This window comes from Bradyrhizobium sp. USDA 4341 (assembly GCF_054063755.1).
The window spans coordinates 3,853,063-3,870,604 of record NZ_JBSSGO010000002.1; the positions used below are offsets into that span (position 1 = coordinate 3,853,063).

Annotated in this window: 15 protein-coding genes; 10 read left to right on the forward strand and 5 right to left on the reverse strand. The window is 65.3% G+C overall.

What is annotated here, in order from left to right; genetic code table 11:
• Nucleotides 1-13 precede the first annotated feature (13 nt).
• The 3 genes from ACVIGB_RS24270 (at nucleotide 14) to wrbA (ending at nucleotide 2,227) form a co-directional block, all read left to right on the forward strand.
• The gene (locus ACVIGB_RS24270) at nucleotides 14-766 is read left to right on the forward strand and encodes an SDR family NAD(P)-dependent oxidoreductase (RefSeq protein ID WP_456720744.1); all 753 of its coding nucleotides are present in this window, start codon (nucleotides 14-16) and stop codon (nucleotides 764-766) included.
• Nucleotides 767-836: 70 nt separating this feature from the next.
• A complete protein-coding gene (locus ACVIGB_RS24275; protein WP_420968928.1) occupies nucleotides 837-1,535 on the forward strand; it encodes a pirin family protein in 699 nt (232 codons plus the stop codon).
• 92 nt (nucleotides 1,536-1,627) lie between these two features.
• Nucleotides 1,628-2,227, forward strand: a complete 600-nt coding sequence (gene wrbA, locus ACVIGB_RS24280) for an NAD(P)H:quinone oxidoreductase (RefSeq protein WP_456720743.1) — start codon at nucleotides 1,628-1,630, stop codon at nucleotides 2,225-2,227.
• A 68-nt stretch (nucleotides 2,228-2,295) separates the two neighbouring features.
• Here wrbA and ACVIGB_RS24285 read toward each other — a convergent pair whose 3' ends face one another.
• Together ACVIGB_RS24285 and ACVIGB_RS24290 are read right to left on the reverse strand one after the other, a co-directional pair.
• Nucleotides 2,296-3,477, reverse strand: coding sequence for a GNAT family N-acetyltransferase (locus ACVIGB_RS24285; protein ID WP_456720742.1), 1,182 nt, complete (start codon nucleotides 3,475-3,477; stop codon nucleotides 2,296-2,298).
• A gap of 36 nt (nucleotides 3,478-3,513) precedes the next feature.
• The gene (locus ACVIGB_RS24290) at nucleotides 3,514-4,461 is read right to left on the reverse strand and encodes a cupin-like domain-containing protein (RefSeq protein WP_456720741.1); all 948 of its coding nucleotides are present in this window, start codon (nucleotides 4,459-4,461) and stop codon (nucleotides 3,514-3,516) included.
• Between the two features lie 190 nt (nucleotides 4,462-4,651).
• Between ACVIGB_RS24290 and ACVIGB_RS24295 the strand changes: the two genes are divergently transcribed.
• On the forward strand, nucleotides 4,652-5,743 hold the full coding sequence (locus tag ACVIGB_RS24295; RefSeq protein ID WP_456720740.1) for a hypothetical protein: 1,092 nt from the start codon (nucleotides 4,652-4,654) through the stop codon (nucleotides 5,741-5,743).
• Between the two features lie 81 nt (nucleotides 5,744-5,824).
• On the opposite strand, the gene ACVIGB_RS24300 is transcribed toward ACVIGB_RS24295, so the two are convergent.
• A complete protein-coding gene (locus tag ACVIGB_RS24300) occupies nucleotides 5,825-7,138 on the reverse strand; it encodes an O-antigen ligase family protein (RefSeq protein ID WP_456720739.1) in 1,314 nt (437 codons plus the stop codon).
• The gene (locus tag ACVIGB_RS24305; RefSeq protein ID WP_456720738.1) at nucleotides 7,135-8,130 is read right to left on the reverse strand and encodes a glycosyltransferase family 2 protein; all 996 of its coding nucleotides are present in this window, start codon (nucleotides 8,128-8,130) and stop codon (nucleotides 7,135-7,137) included. Before ACVIGB_RS24305 ends, ACVIGB_RS24300 begins: the two co-directional genes overlap by 4 nt.
• Nucleotides 8,131-8,534: 404 nt before the next feature.
• On the opposite strand from ACVIGB_RS24305, the gene ACVIGB_RS24310 reads away from it, so the two are divergent.
• Entirely contained in the window at nucleotides 8,535-9,623 is a 1,089-nt protein-coding gene (locus ACVIGB_RS24310) for a radical SAM/SPASM domain-containing protein (RefSeq protein WP_456720737.1), read from the forward strand.
• Nucleotides 9,624-9,695: 72 nt separating this feature from the next.
• Here the strand turns inward: ACVIGB_RS24310 and ACVIGB_RS24315 are convergent, their stop codons facing one another.
• A complete protein-coding gene (locus ACVIGB_RS24315; protein ID WP_456720736.1) occupies nucleotides 9,696-10,664 on the reverse strand; it encodes a glycoside hydrolase family 26 protein in 969 nt (322 codons plus the stop codon).
• Between the two features lie 418 nt (nucleotides 10,665-11,082).
• Here ACVIGB_RS24315 and ACVIGB_RS24320 point away from each other — a divergent pair, with 418 nt between their 5' ends.
• The 5 genes from ACVIGB_RS24320 (at nucleotide 11,083) to ACVIGB_RS24340 (ending at nucleotide 17,489) form a co-directional block, all read left to right on the forward strand.
• Nucleotides 11,083-12,009 (forward strand): DUF6492 family protein, encoded by a 927-nt coding sequence (locus tag ACVIGB_RS24320; protein ID WP_456720735.1) that lies wholly within the window; start codon nucleotides 11,083-11,085, stop codon nucleotides 12,007-12,009.
• Nucleotides 12,003-13,451: a lipopolysaccharide biosynthesis protein gene (locus tag ACVIGB_RS24325; RefSeq protein WP_092124015.1), complete on the forward strand. Its 1,449-nt coding sequence runs from the start codon at nucleotides 12,003-12,005 to the stop codon at nucleotides 13,449-13,451. The genes ACVIGB_RS24320 and ACVIGB_RS24325 overlap by 7 nt, the downstream gene beginning before the upstream one ends.
• A 4-nt stretch (nucleotides 13,452-13,455) precedes the next feature.
• Nucleotides 13,456-14,271: a class I SAM-dependent methyltransferase gene (locus ACVIGB_RS24330; RefSeq protein WP_092124013.1), complete on the forward strand. Its 816-nt coding sequence runs from the start codon at nucleotides 13,456-13,458 to the stop codon at nucleotides 14,269-14,271.
• Nucleotides 14,268-15,020, forward strand: coding sequence for a polysaccharide deacetylase family protein (locus ACVIGB_RS24335; protein WP_456720734.1), 753 nt, complete (start codon nucleotides 14,268-14,270; stop codon nucleotides 15,018-15,020). The genes ACVIGB_RS24330 and ACVIGB_RS24335 overlap by 4 nt, the downstream gene beginning before the upstream one ends.
• A 150-nt stretch (nucleotides 15,021-15,170) precedes the next feature.
• A complete protein-coding gene (locus tag ACVIGB_RS24340) occupies nucleotides 15,171-17,489 on the forward strand; it encodes an exopolysaccharide transport family protein (RefSeq protein WP_456720733.1) in 2,319 nt (772 codons plus the stop codon).
• Nucleotides 17,490-17,542: the final 53 nt, after the last annotated feature.

Sequence of the window (17,542 nt, forward strand, 5' to 3'; positions counted from 1 at the left end):
TGGAGAAATCCAAATGACCAAGAAGCTCTCAGGCAAGGTTGCCCTCGTCACCGGCGGTTCACGCGGCATCGGCGCGGCCAGCGCCCGCGCACTCGCCGCGGAGGGTGCCAGCGTCGCGATCAGCTACGTCGCGTCTCCCGAAAAGGCGGAAGCCGTGGTCGCCGAGTTGAAGGGCAAGGGCGTCGATGCCCGCGCCTACAAGGCCGACCAGGCCTCGTCATCCGATGTCGATCAGCTGGTGAAGACCGTCGCCAAGGATTTTGGCCGGCTCGACATCCTCGTCAACAACGCCGGCGTCGCATCCGGCGGTGCGGTCGACGATCCCAAAGCCGACACCGCGACGCTCGCCCGCCAGGAGGCCATCAACGTCGACGGCGTGATCACCGCGATCCGCGCCGCCTCGAAGCTGATGGGTGAAGGCGGCCGCATCGTCACCGTCGGCTCGATGCTCGCCGATCGCGCCTCGTTCCCGGGCCTTGCCGACTACGTCGCCAGCAAGGCGGCCGTCGTCGGCTACACCAAGGGCGCGGCGCGCGACCTCGGACCGCGCGGCATCACCGTCAACGTGGTGCAGCCCGGCTCGATCGACACCGACATGAACCCGAAGGACGGCGGCGAGTTTGCAGAGACGCAACGCTTGCAGCACGCGCTGCAGCGCTTCGGCCGCCCGGAGGAAGTCGCCGCCGGCGTCGTATTCCTGGCAAGCCCGGAAGCATCCTTCGTGACCGGTACCGTGCTCAACGTCGACGGCGGCTTCGGCGCCTGACCCGCAAATCATCAGGAGACGCCGGGCGCGGTGCGCCCGGCCCCTCAGCAACATCGAAAGGGGAATGACCATGATCGAACTCAGACCATTCGCAGAGCTTAGCGGTGCGGACCATGGCTGGCTGAAGGCCAAGCACCACTTCTCGTTCGCGAGCTACTACGATCCCGAGAATGTCAGCCACGGCGCGCTGCGGGTGTGGAACGACGACGAGATCGCACCCAACTCCGGCTTCCCGGCGCATCCGCATGCCAACATGGAGATCATCACCTATGTTCGCGAAGGCGCAATCACGCACCAGGACTCGCTCGGCAACAAAGGACGCACCGAAGCCGGCGACGTGCAGGTGATGAGCGCCGGCAGCGGCATTCGTCACTCCGAGTACAATCTGGAACCGTCCAAGACCAAGATCTTCCAGATCTGGATCGAGCCGACGACGAAGGGCGGCCACCCGACCTGGGGCTCGAAGCCGTTCCCGAAGGCGGACCGCTCGGGCAAGCTCGTCACCATCGCCTCCGGCATCGCCGGCGACAACGACGCGCTGCCGATCCGCGCCAATGCGCGGGTGCTCGCCACCACGCTGAGGGCCGGCGAGAGCGCGGAATACGCCGCCGACAAGGCCCGCCACCTCTATCTGGTGCCGGCGGCCGGCAGCATCGAGGTCAACGGCGTGCGCGTCAATGCGCGCGACGGTGCCGCGATCCGCGATGAAGCCAAGCTGAAGATCACCGCGCTCGAGGATGCCGAGCTCGTGCTCGTCGACGCGGCCTGATCACCACTCACCCTGCATGCGCGGACGAACGTCCACGCATGCTCCTCCCCCCAAATCATCTTCCCCTACCTCAACCCCCAAAGGAGGCCATCATGGCCAAGGTTCTCGTTCTCTATTACTCCGCCTACGGTCACATCGAAGCGATGGCGAATGCCGTCGCGGAAGGCGCGCGCGAAGCCGGCGCCACCGTCGATATCAAGCGCGTGCCCGAGCTCGTGCCGGCCGAGGTCGCGAAAGCCTCGTACTACAAGCTCGACCAGCCCGCGCCGATCGCAGAGATCAACGACCTCGCCAATTACGACGCGATCATCGTCGGCACCGGCACCCGGTTCGGCCGCATGTCCTCGCAGATGGCCAACTTCCTCGACCAGGCCGGCGGGCTCTGGGCCCGGGGGGCGCTGAACGGCAAGGTCGGCGGCGCCTTCACCTCGAGCGCGACCCAGCATGGCGGCCAGGAGACCACGCTGTTCTCGATCATCACCAACCTGTTGCATTTCGGCATGACGGTGATCGGACTGAACTACGGCTTTGCCGGACAGATGAAGCTCGACGAGGTCACCGGCGGCGCGCCCTACGGCGCCACCACGATCACCGGCGGCGACGGCAGCCGCCAGCCCAGCGAGAACGAGCTCGCCGGCGCGCGCTATCAGGGCCGCGCGATCGCGGAGGCTGCCAGAAAGTTGCACGGCTAAGCTTCGCGGCTTGCTACGAGGCAAATGCGATCAAGGCGGCATTCTCGGTCGGGAATGCCGCCCTTCGCTCAGTCGTCCTCGCGCGAGGGCGCTGACTTGCCGAGCGCCTGCTTCAGCCGCGCGGTGAGCTCCGGATAGTGACGCAGCGCCAGCACGGCGCGGTCCCGCAGCGCGTAAGGCTGCCCACGCCAGCTCAAGGGTGCACTGAGATCGACCAGCGGCGTGCGCTGCGGTCTAAACCGCCGCTTGTAGGTGTAATTGCCGATCGAGAAATCGAACTCCCGCACACCGTCCTTGTGCAGCGCTTCGATGGTGCGATCGATGATCAGCCGCCCCGGCGAACAGGCCGACCATTTCTCGCCCGCATTGCTGATGCGGATCATGACGTAGCGCGAGCCGGTGCGGACGCCAAGCAGCGTCGCCACCACTTCGTCGCTTGTCGCAAGTGCGGTCATGACAGCATAGCCGCGCGCGGTGCCTTCGCGCACCAGGTCGCGATAGAAGGCTGCGCAGTCCGCATTGTCGAGCACATAATTGAGCCCAAGACCGTTCAGCCGCGCGCCCTGCTGCACTTCCGTGACGGAGAGAAGGTCCAGCGCCTCGCCGGTATCTGTGGCGACCCTGAACGAGGCGGACGGCTCGCGCGTGAACACGCGCCAGCTCCGTCCCAATTCCTTGCGAACCTTCCGGTTCAGCTCGTAGCGCCAGGCGTTGTGGTCGTCACCGATGGCCAGCAGATTGCCGTTGACGACCGACGGTCCGATGCCATCGAGCAGCGCCAGCGGGTTGGATCGCGTCGCGAGCTTGACCGGCATCTTGCGAAAACGGATCAGATCGGCTCCGCCGGGCGCTTTGCGCAGCGCGGCCTGCAAATCACGCCAAAACTGCCATGCAGCGACGTCATCGCGCGGTGCGGCGGGGCCGAGGATCGGCGCGTTGAAGTCGGTGAGGTTGAGGTCGGCGAATTCGACGATGCGGAGGCTGCCTTGCCGGTGACAGATCAGCGGCAACAGTGCAGCCCGCTCGCCGGTCGCGGCATCGGTGACGACAGCGATCAGCGGCTCGACGCCATCGGTCGACGCGAAGGCCCGGTACCATGACGCATACCATTGCGGATGCTGGAACGCGGTAAGCGGCTCGAACGCGCCCCAGCGGGCGGCGGCATACGCCCAGTCGGAAACCAATTCGACGCGATAGCCGACCGCATAGGAAGCGACCCGCGCCCCGAATTTCTCAACCGCTGTCGTCAAGACCGTCATTCCAGCACCTGCTACCGGCAAGCCCGCTTAGGCCGCCTCCAACGCCGCCTTGGGCAGGTCGACGATCTTGCCGAGATCGCTCTCGTCGAGGCGGAAGTCGATCGCGCGTCGAACGGCGCGTTCGCGCTGCACCCATTTGCCGTCGCGCAGCAGCTTCTGCATCACCTGCTTGGCGAAGAAAGTCGGGCCGCGGATGCTGCGGCTGCGCGGCGTGTAGCCGAAACGATGACGCAGCATGCCGTTGGCGAGATGCAGGATCTGGGCGCGGCGGATGTCGTCGTTCACATAGGAGATCGTCATCGAGATGTTGACGGTGTCGAGGTTCTCGACGCGGTGCGGCGCATTGAGCGGCCAGTTCAGCATCTGGCCGGGTTCGAGATCGATCACCTGCGCATGCCAATCGTACCAGGGCTCGTAGGGGATATCGACCTCGACGTCGAACAGCGCGATGTTCTCGAGATGCTCGGGCCTGATGAACGGCTGCGTGCTGGGATAGATGTAGACCCGCTTGCGGCCGGCGATCTGGACCAAGCCCTGCCCCGGCAGATCGGCGTGGTAATAGACCTGTGCGTCGGGCGACGAAATCAGGATGCCCGCCTGATGGGTCGGCGCATCGAAACCGGGAACCTTGGTGGCGATCTCGCCGAACATCCGCTCGATCATGTCGCGGTAGCGGCGATCGATCGCGGTGACGTTGCGCAGGTTCAGCCACAGGCCACCGCGCGAAATCGCCTCGATCACCTGATGGCCGCGCAGCCTGCCGATCTCGCCCTCGCGCCAGACCCGGCTCGACCCTTTGGCGCCGGTCTTGACCAGGCTGTAATGCTCGCGCGGATAGTGCTCGATCAGCTTGGCAAGATCGTCCATCGAGAACGCCGGCTGCTTGTGCATGGTGTGCTTGAGCCGGATCGGCTGACGGCTCCAGAGCCTGGAATGGTCGTCATCCCAATTCGCAAAGGTCTTGCCCGTCGTCATGGTCGCGCTCCTGGCTGCGCCGTTTCGCTTCATCCGATGTCCCGTTCCGGGACGAGCTGGCAGCTCTTGGGCAGGGATTGGCAAGAACGGTGCCGTCGCGTATGCGCGCGGGGTTACGCAAAGCTAATGTCTCGCCGATATGGCTAACCGCGACGTTTCCGGAGCCGGCCGCCGTGGCCGACAGGACTGAATGACTGAACCACCCCGATATCGCGCGCTGTTTCTCGGCGCCGGGCCGCGGATGCACTGCGGCGTCGGGCAGTTCACCCGCCTGCTGCAGGAGACGATCGACAAGCTCGAGCCCGGCGCTAGCACGGCGTTAACCCTGACCCAGACCGACGGCAGGATCGGCGAGATCTGGCGCGCGGTCGGCAGCGCCGAGAGCGTGGTCTGCAACTTCCCGATCGTGGCCTGGAAGCGCGTGATCGCACGCCCGCTGCTCGCGCTGCTGTTCGCCCGGCTGCGAGGCCGCAAGGTTGTCTTGATTCAGCACGAATGGGCCGGCCTCAACGGCATCCGCCGGCTGACCTATATCCCCGCGCTGTGGCTCGCCAACACCATCGTGATGTTCTCGCCGCTGGTGCGCCGCGAGCTCGCCGACGACCGCATCATGCGCGGCATGGTGCGGAAATGCGTGCTGGCGCCGCTGCCGCCGAACATCGCGGCGCCGGCCGGCTTCACGGATTCGATGTTGCTGCAGCGGCTCGTCGCGGCACGCAGCAAGGGCCAGCTCATCGTCGGGCATTTCGGCTCGATCTATCCCGGCAAGCAGCCGAACGGGCTGCTCGAGATCGGCGCGATCCTGAAGCAGCGGGGCCTGGAGCCCTTGATCCTCTATGTCGGCTCCTTCATTCGTGGCACCGACAATATCGAGCAGAAGTTCTATGCCCGCGTCGCCGAGTTGGGGCTGAAGGGCGACGTGATCGTCTCCGGCTATGTCGCGTCCGATCACGAGGTGTTCGGCCTGCTCGGCGAGATCGACGTGTTCTGCTATTCGCTGGCCGAGGGCCTGACCGCGCGGCGCTCCAGCATCCTGGCCTGTGTGCAGTCCGGCCGGCCGCTGATCGTCACCGGTCCGGCGCTGCCGGACGAATTCGACCACCATCCGCGCTTCAAGGAATTGATCAATCGCGGCGCCATCCTGCTGGTGCCGCGCGATGCCGACAGTGCGGCCTATGCGGACAGGATCGTCACGGCGCTGAAGCAGCCGACCACCCCCTTGCCGTTCGATTTCGACGGCTGGTGGACGGACGTTGCCAACGCGGTCCGCGCGCAGCTCTAGCTATTTTTGAGCATGATCTCCGCGCAAACGCTACGCGTTTGTCGCGAGGGAAAACCGCTTCACACTTTTCCGGATCATGCTCTACGCCCGCATCCGGAACCGGGCCAGATAATGCAGCCCGAATACCGCGATCAGGAACGTCACCCAGATCGTATCGGCGCGATCCAGGAAGAAGCTCTCCATCGACGACAGATAGAGGCCGAACAGCCAGATGCGCAGGAACAGCATCGTCAGCGGAGCATCATTGCCGCCGCGATCCGCAGCCTGGAAGTCGCGCAACGGCTTGACGACAACAGCCGCGATCAACAGCACGAGACCCGGCAGACCGGTCCCGAGCGCGGTATCGAGATAGCCATTGTGGCTGTGCGAGGCGTAGCCCGCCCACTCCTTGCCTTCCTGCAGGTTCTGGATCGCGCTGGTGCCCCAGAACGACTCGAAGCCGTAGCCGGTCCATAGCCGCTGATGCAGCGATTCGAGGGCGAAGGCCCAGATGTCGGCGCGGCCGGTGAAGGAGGTGTCGATCGGCATCCGGCCGGCGATCGCGGCAAGCGTATCGCTCATCACGGTGCCGACGCTGAACAGATTGAGCAGCACCAGCGGCGCCAGCAACAGCAGCGCGCGGCCCCACAGCGAGCGGACCACCTGCATCAGCGCGGTCAGCATCAGCACGACGACACAGAGCACGATCGCGCTCTTGCCGGCGGTGAAGAACAGGAACACCGCGGCGAGCCCGGTCACGGCGATGCCCGACAGCCAGCCGCCGGCGCGCATCAGATAGATGCCGAGGAAGATCAGCATCGCCATCATCGCGGCCGCGACGTTCTTGTGGCCGAACGCGCCGCGCCAGTTGCCGGCAAGCGCCGGCTCCTGCGGATCGGTGGCCTGGTGGATCGACAAATGCGGCGCCAGCAAGACGCCGAGATAGCAGGTCACCAGCAGGACCAGGGCGGCAATGCTGAACCAGCGCATCAATTCGCCCTGCGATTTCGGCAGCAGCAGCAGCGTCGCGGTCACCACGATGACGAACACCGACAACGCCAGGCGGCGCAGCGAGGTGGCGGGATCAGACGACAGCACCACGGTGACGCAGATCCAGCCCGCGAACAGCAGGAAGGCCGGCGCCAGCAATGATTTCAGCGCCGGCAGATGGTCGCGCGAGGTCAGCGCCAGCATCGCGACCGTCAGCACGCCGAACAAGGCGTAAAGCACCGCATCCTTGCCGGTGACCACGTCGCCGACATAGAAGCCGCTCAGATCCGCGAACGGACGTAGCGATATCCAGACCAGCAGGAGAATACCGACAAAGAATGCGCCGCGGACGATATCCATCACCGGCCGGCGCACAATGTCGGCGATCAGCGCCCGGCTCTCCGCGGTGACGGACAACTCACTCACGACGCGATCTTGGAAGCTGCATAGGGCCGCGGCTCGATGCCGAGCACGGCAAGCGCGCTGCCGACCGCGACCACCATCGGGTGCATCGCAATCACGGCCTGCTGCTCGCGCAGCACGATGCGAGCGAAGCGATACAGTGAGAACGGCACCAGGCCGAACATCTTGGCCTTGACGGCCGCGCGCGACCACATTGTCTGCGCCGCCTTGCGCTCGATGTGATAGTTGATCGCACCGATCCGCAATCCGCGCCGCACGATCCAGCCGAGACTAGTCCGGGTCGAGGGAACGGTCTCGCTGATGACGGCGTCCGTGACCCAGAAGAAGCGAAAGCCGGCGCGGCGCGCCCGCGCGAAGAAATCGTGGTCGCCGCCGCCGAGGAAGTTGAAGCGCAGGTCGAAGGCGGGCTGTCCGAGCTTGTCGAACACCGCGCGCCGGATCAGGCAGTTGCCGCAGCCATAGATCACCGGAACCGGACCGCTGGCATGATAGGCCGGCGCGAACGCCGGATGGCGCTTGAGGCTGCCCTTGTGCTTGTCATCGAAATTCGGCCACACCGGCCCGCCGACGATCTCGGCGCCGGAGGTCTCGGCCGCCTCCACCATCCGCTCCAGCCAGTCCGGCGAGGCGACCTCGTCGTCGTCGATCATCAGGAAGTTCTGCGCGTTCGGAAAGGTCTCGAGCGCGGTCTCGAACGCCGCGTTGATCGCCTGGCAATTGCCCTGCCGCGGCTCGACGATGCAGACGCCGCTGAGCTTGCCGGAATTGAGAAACGCGGCGGCGACCGGCGCGCTCTCGCACCGCGAGGCGTCGTTCTCGACCACAACGATCGCGAAGCGGCGCTCGGTACACTGCGCCACGATGGACTCCAGCGTCAGCCGCAGGTGCTTCGGGCGCCGGAAGCTCGGAATGCAGATGACGGTCTCAATGGAGCAATCCAGCGCGGGCGAGATGGTTACCCAGGCGCGGTCCGCTACAGCAAGCTCGGTCGACATCTCCATGCCCTCCTGGCAATCGCGATCCGCACGACGCATCATCCCGGCACGGATCGGAATGGGACATGGCCGTCCCAAAGTGACCGACACGAGCGGCAATACGGACGCGGATCGAACGTTACGGCGACCTCATGGCAAAATCCGCTCCAGACGTGACCCGCGTTACCGCAACTTCGTCGCAAGGTTAATTTGAAGTCGAACGAAGCGATTTGCAGGGATAGACGGCCGCGTGGAGCGGGCGGCCTCGCGATCGGCGCCACGCTGTTAGCTGTTCCTTAGGGTTAAGAGCCGTCCGCGCGCGTGCCGCGTGTTGTGCGCTTTAGTTGGCATTCAATTTGCTGATCAACCCATAAATCCTCGATCGATCCGGTCGCAACAACGCAAAACACTGCCTGAGGTTCACCTTGAAAGCGCTCGACCTCGTCTCGCTCGGCACCAAGCACGTCCGCAACGCCCTCTCGGAAGAGCTCTATTTGCGCACCGGACGCGACGTCACCCGTCCGGCCGCGATCTTCGCGGAGGTGGTCGAACGCTGCAATTACAAGTGCCGTTACTGCGACTACTGGCGCCGTCCGAACTATCGCGACGAGATGTCGATTCCCGAATGGCAGCGCGCGCTCGCGAGCTTGAAGGAATTCATCGGCGCCTATCACGTCGAGTTCGCCGGCGGCGAGCCCTACATCAAGAAGGGCTTTCTCGATCTCTTGCGGTTCTGCCGCGACAACGACATCCACTGGGGCGTCACCACCAATGGCGGCGCCTATCTCAACAAGAAGATCGTGGCGCAAACCGTCGAGGCGCGTCCGTTCAACATCAACATCTCGATCGATTCGACCGATCCGGCGATCCACAACTACTCGCGCGGCGTTGAGAACTCGCTGAGCGACATCGTGCAGGGCATCCGCAATGTCGCCGAACAGCGCCGTGCGGAAGGTCTGGATTTCCCGATCATCATCAAGCCGGTCGTGCACCGGCTGAACTTCCGCCGCCTGCCCGAAATGGTCGACTGGATCCAACAGATTGGCGCCACCGCGCTGAGCTTCCAGCCGGTCGAGCAGGGCACGCAGGAAGTCGAGGACGAGCTGTGGATCGGCGAGAACGAAATGGACGATCTCATCAAGGTCCGCGACGAGTTGCTTCGGATGAAGCGCGAGGGCGCGCCGATCCTCAACGGCGAGGCCGTGCTGCGGGCCTGGCCGAACCATTTCCGCCGCGAGAAGGCGCCGAAGGAAGTGATGCCCTGCCGAGTCGGCATGCGGAATTATTTCATCCGCTCCGATGGCCGCCTCGAAGTGTGCTGGTTCTTCAAGCCGATCGGCAACGTGCGCACCCAGACGGCGCGCGAGATCTGGTACAGCGAGGAAGCGCAGGCCCGCCGCAAGGAGACCATCGCCTGCGACAAGCTCTGCCTGTTCACCTGCCTCGCGCAGCGCACGCTGCAGGACAAGCTGAAGATGGGCCTGACGCTGTTGACCAACACCAAGGCCGCCTGACGCAGCAAGAGAGGAACAGCGAAGCCCGATCGGTCCACGGACGGATCGGGCTTTTGCTTGATCGTGTTGAGCTCAGCCCGCGAACAGCTTGCGGAACAGGCTCGCGGATTCCGGAAACTGGCCGTTGTCGATCTGCGTCGGCCACAGGCCATCGACATCGAAATAGGCCGCGTAGGCGATCGCAGCCTGATTGGCGGCGAACCAGTCGTGCATCTGCTGCACGAAATACGCGTTGTCGCCGGACTGGCCGACGCCCCATTCCGGATAGCTCATCAGCTTGCCGTGCTTTGCTGCGAACGTGCGCTGCCATTCGAGGCCGAAGGGCGCCTTCAGACAGGAATTGGTCCAGCGCTCCGCCGCGCTGCCGTCCGATTTGAAGTCATAGACGTCGAGGCCGATGAAATCGACGACGTCGTCGCCGGGATAGGCGGCGTCGGCTGGCATGTCCTGAGCTCCCCAGCCTGGACACCAGTCGAATTTGAAACTGCGGGAATGGCGACGGAAGATTCCGACCACGCGGCGGAACGCCTTGATGTAATCGTCTTCATGGCCCTTGGCGAACCAGCCCATGTTGGAGATGTTCATCTCCCAACCGAGGCGAATGATCGCCTTCGGATGCGCTCCCGCAATCGCGCGCGCGGCCGTCTCGAACTCGGCATCGTGCACGCCACACGCGACATCGGCGAGCGGCGTGCCGGTGATGGTGAGCGGCACCGACCACACCAGATTGCGCGACGGATTGAGCTTCTTCCAGAGCCCCGGCACCCAATCGAGCTTGTGAAAGTCGTCCCAGCTGCTCTGGCCGTAGAAGTCGACGCCGAGCACCGACGACCGCGGCCGACTGAGCCATTTCTCCCAGGCCTGCAGCACATGCTCGCGGCCGGTCTCGCCCCAATTGACGAAGGCGCCGGCAAACCGTGCCGAATTCGCACCGAGCTGCGATCGGGCAGACGGCGCGGCCCGCGCGGTCGACAGTCCGCCCAGGGCAAGCGCCGCGACTACGAGGACACCGCGCCGCGTGATTCCGCGATCAGTCGACATCCCGCGCTCCAGTCGACTCGTTCGCGGCACACGTGCCAAAAGCACACAGCGCCGACAGTGCGGATGTCTCGAAATGGACTGATGGTGCAGCCCGCCGTTCAGCCGTGCCGCTCACCCGCCGGAAATACCATCGAATCTGCATGTGCACTCACCTGCGCCGACCAAATCGGCATTCGAGACGCCAGCATTGCAATATCCGGGCAACATCCCGATCCAGCGTCAAAATCGCGCAGCCGAGCGATGCTTTCCGATCCGCTAACAGCCGCGGCCGGCCGCCATTTACCATTGCTTAACCATCGCCGCCGCCGGCAGGCCGGTCAAAACGCTCCGGCACCGATCTTGCTGAACTGAGGTTCAGGACAAGTCTGGCGGCCATGATGTTCCGCCCTGACACGGTGTCGCCGGAGAGAGTTACGAGATGAACCCTGTCGCGTTGCTGACCCCGACCTATGGGCGCGATCTGGATATCTGCACGCTGCTCTGCGAGAGCGTGGATCGTCACGTCACGTCCTTCTCCAGGCACTATCTGTTGGTGCCGGATTGCGACCTGCCGCTGTTCGCGCCGCTGGCCAGCGAGCGCCGCATCATCATTCCGGCCTCCTCCTTCCTGCCCGACTGGCTGCGGCCGCTGCCGCGCATGATCCAGCGCAAGCGCCGCCAGTTCTGGTGGTCGCTGCGCGCCAAGCCGGTGAACGGCTGGCACGTGCAGCAGATCCTGAAGATCGCGGCGACGATCGCGTTGCCCTATGAGCGGTTCTGCATCCTGGATTCCGACATCGTGTTCTTCCGCGACTTCGATCTTTCGCGCTTCCAGTATCCGAATACGATCCCGCTCCTGAAAATGGCCGATGCCGTCACCGCAGACCAGCCGCGCCATTCGCGCTGGCTCCAGACCAGCCACCAGTTGATCGGCCTGCCGACGCCGCCCTTCCCGGCGCCGGATTTCATCGGACACATCATCTTCTGGGACAAGCAGACCACCCGCACGCTCGCAGAACGCATCGAGGCCGTCACCGGGATGAGCTGGATCGAAGCGCTGTGCCGGACCCGCGAGTTCTCCGAATACCTGCTGTACGGCTTCTTCGTCGAGAACGACGAGTCCGCCGCATTGCGTCACTCCGACGTGCCGAAGACGCCATGCGTCAGCTACTGGGACGATCCGACCCTGAGCAAGGACGAACTCACCCGGTTGCTGCTGCGCGCCAACAGAGACGACGTCGCGTTCTCGATCGCATCGTTTTCGGGGACGCCGGTCACGACAATTCGTGAGGTCGTGGCCGAGAGCGACGCCATCCTGGCGTCGTCGGCGGCCACAAGGCTCTCGGGGCTCGCCGCATCATGCTGATCGGACAGGCCAGCATCAACCTGACGGCCAACGTGCTCTCGGCGCTGCTTGGACTGCTCAGCGTGTTCATTTTCACGCGGCTGTTCGCTCCGCATGACTATGGCGTCTTTCTGCTCGGCGTCGGCTTCGCTTCGGTCATATCGGTCTTCCTGGTCGGCTGGTTTCGCAACCTGATCCTGAGCGGCCACGCCCGCAACGACGGCACCGACGTCCGCGGGCTGGTGGCGTCGGGTTATCTGATCTGCTGCCTCACCGCCCCGATCGCCTATCTGCTGGGCCGCCTCGTCGGCCTCGATACCGCTGCCGCGCTCGCGGCCGTGGTTCTCGCCATTGCGATCGGCCTGTTCGAGCTGACGCAGGATCTGCTGCGTGCACGGCTGAAGGCACTCTCGGTCATGAAGGCAACGCTGGTCCGCGCGGCCGCCCTGCTCGGCCTTGGTGTCGTGGTTGCGCTGGTCAGCCCGACCGGCGTCCTGCTGCTGCTCGCGGCCGCCTCGGCCTATCTCCTCGCCGTGCTCGTGCAATCGCGCCGCGCATGGCGCGGCACCATCGTCAATTTCGACCGTGCCGACCTGCGCTCGCTCGCCCGCACCGGCCTGCCGCTGACCTTGTCGCTGACGCTGCTCGCGATCTCGAGCGTAACCGATCGCTTCATGATCGCGAACCTGATCGGCGCGGCCGACGCCGGCAAATATGTCGCGGCGCTCGACCTGGTGCGCCAGACCCTGATGATGCCGGCGATGAGCATGGCCGCGGCGTTCTTTCCGATGGCCGTGCAGATCCATGCCCGGCAAGGCGACGCCGCGGTCGCCGTCAGGACCCATCTCGCCGATTGCCTGGAGCTGCTCGCCGGCGTCACGCTGCCGGCCTGTCTCGGCTTCGCGCTGATCGCCCCGCATGTCGCCAACATCGTCCTCGGCGCCGACTTCCGCGCGGTTGCAAGCGAGATCATGCCGGTCATCGCGATCGCCGTGCTGTTCCAGGTGCTGACGCAGCAATATCTGCATGCGAGCTTCCTGCTGTCGGGACGCAACTCCTTCTACCTGATCAACACCGCTTCGATCATCGCCGCGAATGTGATCCTGTCCTACGTGCTGGTCAGCCTTTACGGCACCATCGGCGCGGCATGGGCGCGGCTCGGCGCCGACATCACGGGTTTTGTCTGCGCCCTGATCCTGAGCCGCTTCGCTTTCCGGATTCCGATCCCGCTCGGCCGGCTCGCTCTGATCGCGATCGCCGCGCTCGCGATGGCGCTCACCGTCGGCGCGCTCGACCGCGCCCTCGACCTTTCCGATCTCCACGCCAGCATCGTGCTGATTGGAGCGGGGTTGGCCGTCTACGCCGCGCTCTGCTGGCTGTTCGACATCGCGCGCCTGCGCGGTCGGCTGAAGCGAGGCCTTGTCATGTTCCACACCAGATCCGCAAACAGCAACGTTGGATGAGCCGATGAACAGATCCCTCGCGCTTGCTACGCGTCCCGCCCCGCTCACCGAACTCTCGATGCCCGTCCCCGCTGAAATCCATCCGGAATCGCTGCTGGCCTTGCCGCCCGGCGAAGCCAAGCAGAGCCTGCTCACGGTTCACAGCATCCTCGAGGCCCGGCTGCCGGCCGGTCCGCTCTCGATCTACGAGGCCGGCGGCGGCTCGACCAGCTATCTGCCGCTCGGCGTGCTGCGGCGTTCGCATGTGACCGTGGTCGACATCGACGCCGATCAGATCCGCAACAACAGCTATGCGCAGGAAGCCATCCTCGGCGACATCCAGACCCATCGCTTCCCGCCGCAGCGTTTCGACCTGATCATCTGCTACAACGTCATCGAGCACATCCCCGATGTGGATGCCGTGCTGAGCGGGTTCTGCGAGGCGCTGAAGCCGAACGGGCTGTTGCTGATCGGCGCACCGAACCCGAAGTCGCTGTCGGGCATCGTCACGAAATACTCCCCGCACTGGTTTCACGTCTGGTTCTACCGCCATGTGCGAGGCGAGAAGCACGCCGGGCTGCCGGGCGAGGCGCCGTTCCCGACCCATTTCCATCCGCTGGTGACCCTTGGCAACCTCGAAGCGTTCGCGGCCGGCCGCGGATTGCAGGTCATCTACCGGAAGAAGTACGAGAGCCCGCGCTACCCCGAGATGCGCCGGCGCAAGCCGCTGCTGGCCGCGATGATCGACGCCGGAGCAAAGACGATCAACGCGTTGCTGCCGGGCAAGATCGACGTCCGCCACGGCGACTACCATGTGATCTTGCGGAAGCTTGGCTCATGAACGCATTGTGGTCGGAAGCCAGGGTCAAGGTCAGCCACCGGCTGGCGATGCATGTGCAGGTCGAGCGTTTTCGCCTGAACAATGCCACGCCGATGGTGTCCTTCACCTTTGACGATCTGCCGAAGAGCGCGGCGACATTCGGCGCCGACATCCTGGAATCCTACGGCGCCCGCGGTACGTTCTACGTGTCGGGCGGACTGGTTGGACTGGACGCGCCGGGCTGGACCACCGGCAGCGCCGACGACGTCGTCTCGCTGCATCGCCGTGGCCATGAGGTCGGCTGCCACACGTTCTCGCACCGCCGCGCCTGCGATCTCGACGAGACCTCGCTGGCCGCGGAGATCGCGCGCAACCGGACCTATTTCCATTCGCTCGATCCGACCATGCCGGTCGAGAGCTTCGCCTACCCGTTCGGCTACGGCTCCTACGCGCGAAAGCACCAGTTGAGGTCCGAATTCCGCACCTGCCGCAGCATCGTGCCCGGCGTGAACAGCGGCGAGGTCGACCTGCAATTCCTCCGCGCCATGCCGCTGATCGACCGCCAGATGTCCCGCGACCGGATCGACATGGCCTTCGCCGAGACGGCAAACATCAACGGCTGGTTAGTTTTCTACAGCCACGACGTCGCCGACGCGCCGAGCCTTTATGGCTGCACGCCTGAACTGATGACCTACGCGCTGGAGGCGGCGGCGCGGCGCAATGTCCCGGTGCTGACGATGGCGGAGGCGTTCAGATGCGCCCGCGCTTAAACCCTTTGTTTTCCTTTCTGGTGAATAGTCGGCGAATGAGTATGGTTAATTTTTCGTGTTGCGCCTCCGCGTCGCCTCGTGCGCGTTGCGTGGCCCGAAAGAGTGCTCCTCAGCCGATGCGTGCGGCCATTCAGACGGAAGCTGGGGTCGATGCTTAGCTATGACCAGCCGATCAACCGGGCCAAGCCGGAGCCGCGCCGGGGCGCAATCCCGGCCGGCTTCAACGTGCTCGAGCTGGTCCGGCTGTTGTGGGTGCACAAGGTCGCGATCGTCTCGGTCGCGCTGCTCTGCGCCTGCATCGCGGTCGTGATCGGCAAGAGCCTGACACCGAAATATACCGCCGGCGCCCAGCTCTATGTCGACCCGCGCGAACTGCAGCTGGTCGAACGCGAGCTGACCCCGCGCGCCCAGGACGTCTCCGGCCTCGCGATGGTGGTCGAGAGCCAGTCGCGCCTGATCACGTCAAACAATGTGCTGCTGCAGGTGATCCGCGACACCAGCCTGGTGAAAGATCCCGAGTTCGGCGGTGGCGCCGCGAGCACGGGCTTGCTCGCCACGCTGCTCGGCCTGTTCGGCATCGAGCCGCGAACGACGGCGGAGCAGCAACAGCAGATCGAGATGACGACGCTCGACACGCTGAACCGGCATATCAACGTCAAGAAGACCGATCGTACCTTCATCGTCGACATCGACGTGTGGTCGCACGATCCCGTCAAGGCGGCTATGCTCGCCAACGCGATCGCCAAGGCCTATCTCACCGAGTCGAAGCAATCGCAGGCCGAGGCCGCGCGCCGCGCCACCCGCGACCTGTCCGGCCGGTTGAAGGAGCTGCAGCAGCGCCTGCGCAACGCCGAGGAAGCGCTCGCGACCTACAAGGCGCAGAACAACTTCGTCGGCTCGCAGGACAATCTGCTCACCGACCAGCAGCTCTCGGTCGGCAACCAGCGGCTGGCCGCGGCGCGGGCGCTCACGCTCGATGCGCAGGCCAAGTATGACCAGATCGAAGCCAGCCGCCGCGGGTCGATGGACGCGGGCGCGACCGCCGAAGCGCTGCAGTCGCCGACCATCGCCAATCTGCGCTCGCAATATGCCGATGCCAAGAAGCGGCAGGCCGAGCTGCAGGGCGAGCTCGGGCCGCGCCATCCGGCGCTGCGCCAGGTCGAGCAACAGGTCGAGGACCTGCGCCGGACCATCAAGGAAGAGATCGACCGCTTTGCGGTATCCGCGAAGAACGATCTGACCCGGGCGCGCGACTATGAAGCGTCGCTCAACAAGGCGCTCGACGTACAGAAGCACCAGAGCGTGCAGATGAGCCAGGCGTCGGTGCGGCTGCGCGAGCTCGAGCGCGAGGTCGATGCCAGCCGCGACGTCTATCAGTCCTTCCTCAAGCGCTCGCGCGAGACCGAGGAGCAGGAGAGCCTCAACACCTCGAGCGCGCGCGTGATCGGCGATGCGACGATCCCGCAGCAGCGCACCTTCCCGCCGCCGATGACCCTGCTCGCGATGATCGGCTTCATGTTCGGCACCCTCGCCGCCGCGGCGTGGATCGTTGCGGCCGGCCAGCTGGCGCCCGGCGCCGATCCGATCCGTCCACGGATCCAGCCGAAACAGGATGCCGCACCGGAGCGGCAGCCCGTCATCGCCAAGGCCAGGCCGCCCGTGCAGGCCCCGCCCGCGGTCCAGCCGGCAGCCGCTCTCATCGACAAGCCCGTGATCGAGAAGCCGCTGATCGCCGAGCTGCAGGAATCCGATGTCATGCGCACGCTTGGTGGCATCCTGACCGGCGACAATCCCGCCGACGTCACACGGTTCGGCTGGCCGACGCTGCGGACCAGTTCGGCGCTGGGGCCGTTCTCCAACACGATGCGGCAGATCCATGCGGCGCTGGCGACGGGCGCCGCCCCGGAGGCCGTCCCGGTGCTGGCCGTGATCGGCACTGCCGACGATCCCGATCGCAGCGTTGTCGCACTCAACATCGCGCTCGTCGCCGCGCGCGACGGCGCGCGTGTCCTGCTGATCGACGCCGACGCTGCCGTCCACGCCCTGACCGACAGGGTCGCGCACCCGATTCAGAGCAAGCCAAGCCGGCTCGACTGGCTCACAATCGGCAGCAAGGCGTCCCGCGCCATCAACACCGCAAACGGCATTGCCATCCTGCCGGCGATCCAGGGCAATCCCGCCAAGGCCAGCGAGGCGATCCAGAAGGCGATCGCGCAGGCGCGCTCCGCCGGTGGCTACGACCTCGTGATCCTCGACGGTCCGCCGATGCCGTGGGGTGTGGACGAACGGCGGCTGTTCGACATGGCCGACGGGCTGATCGCGGCGCTGCCGGTGGATCGCGACATCAACGCGTCGATGGAAGACATCATCACCGCGCTCGGTGGCGCCGAGCGCAAGCTCGCCGGTGTCGTTCTCAACGAACTCCAGTCCACCGTCGCAAACCAGCAGCACGACAAGCAGTATGCGTGAGCCACGCGCCAGCTGCGCCGCGTTCGGCGTCGCCGCTGCAACCTTGATCGCGA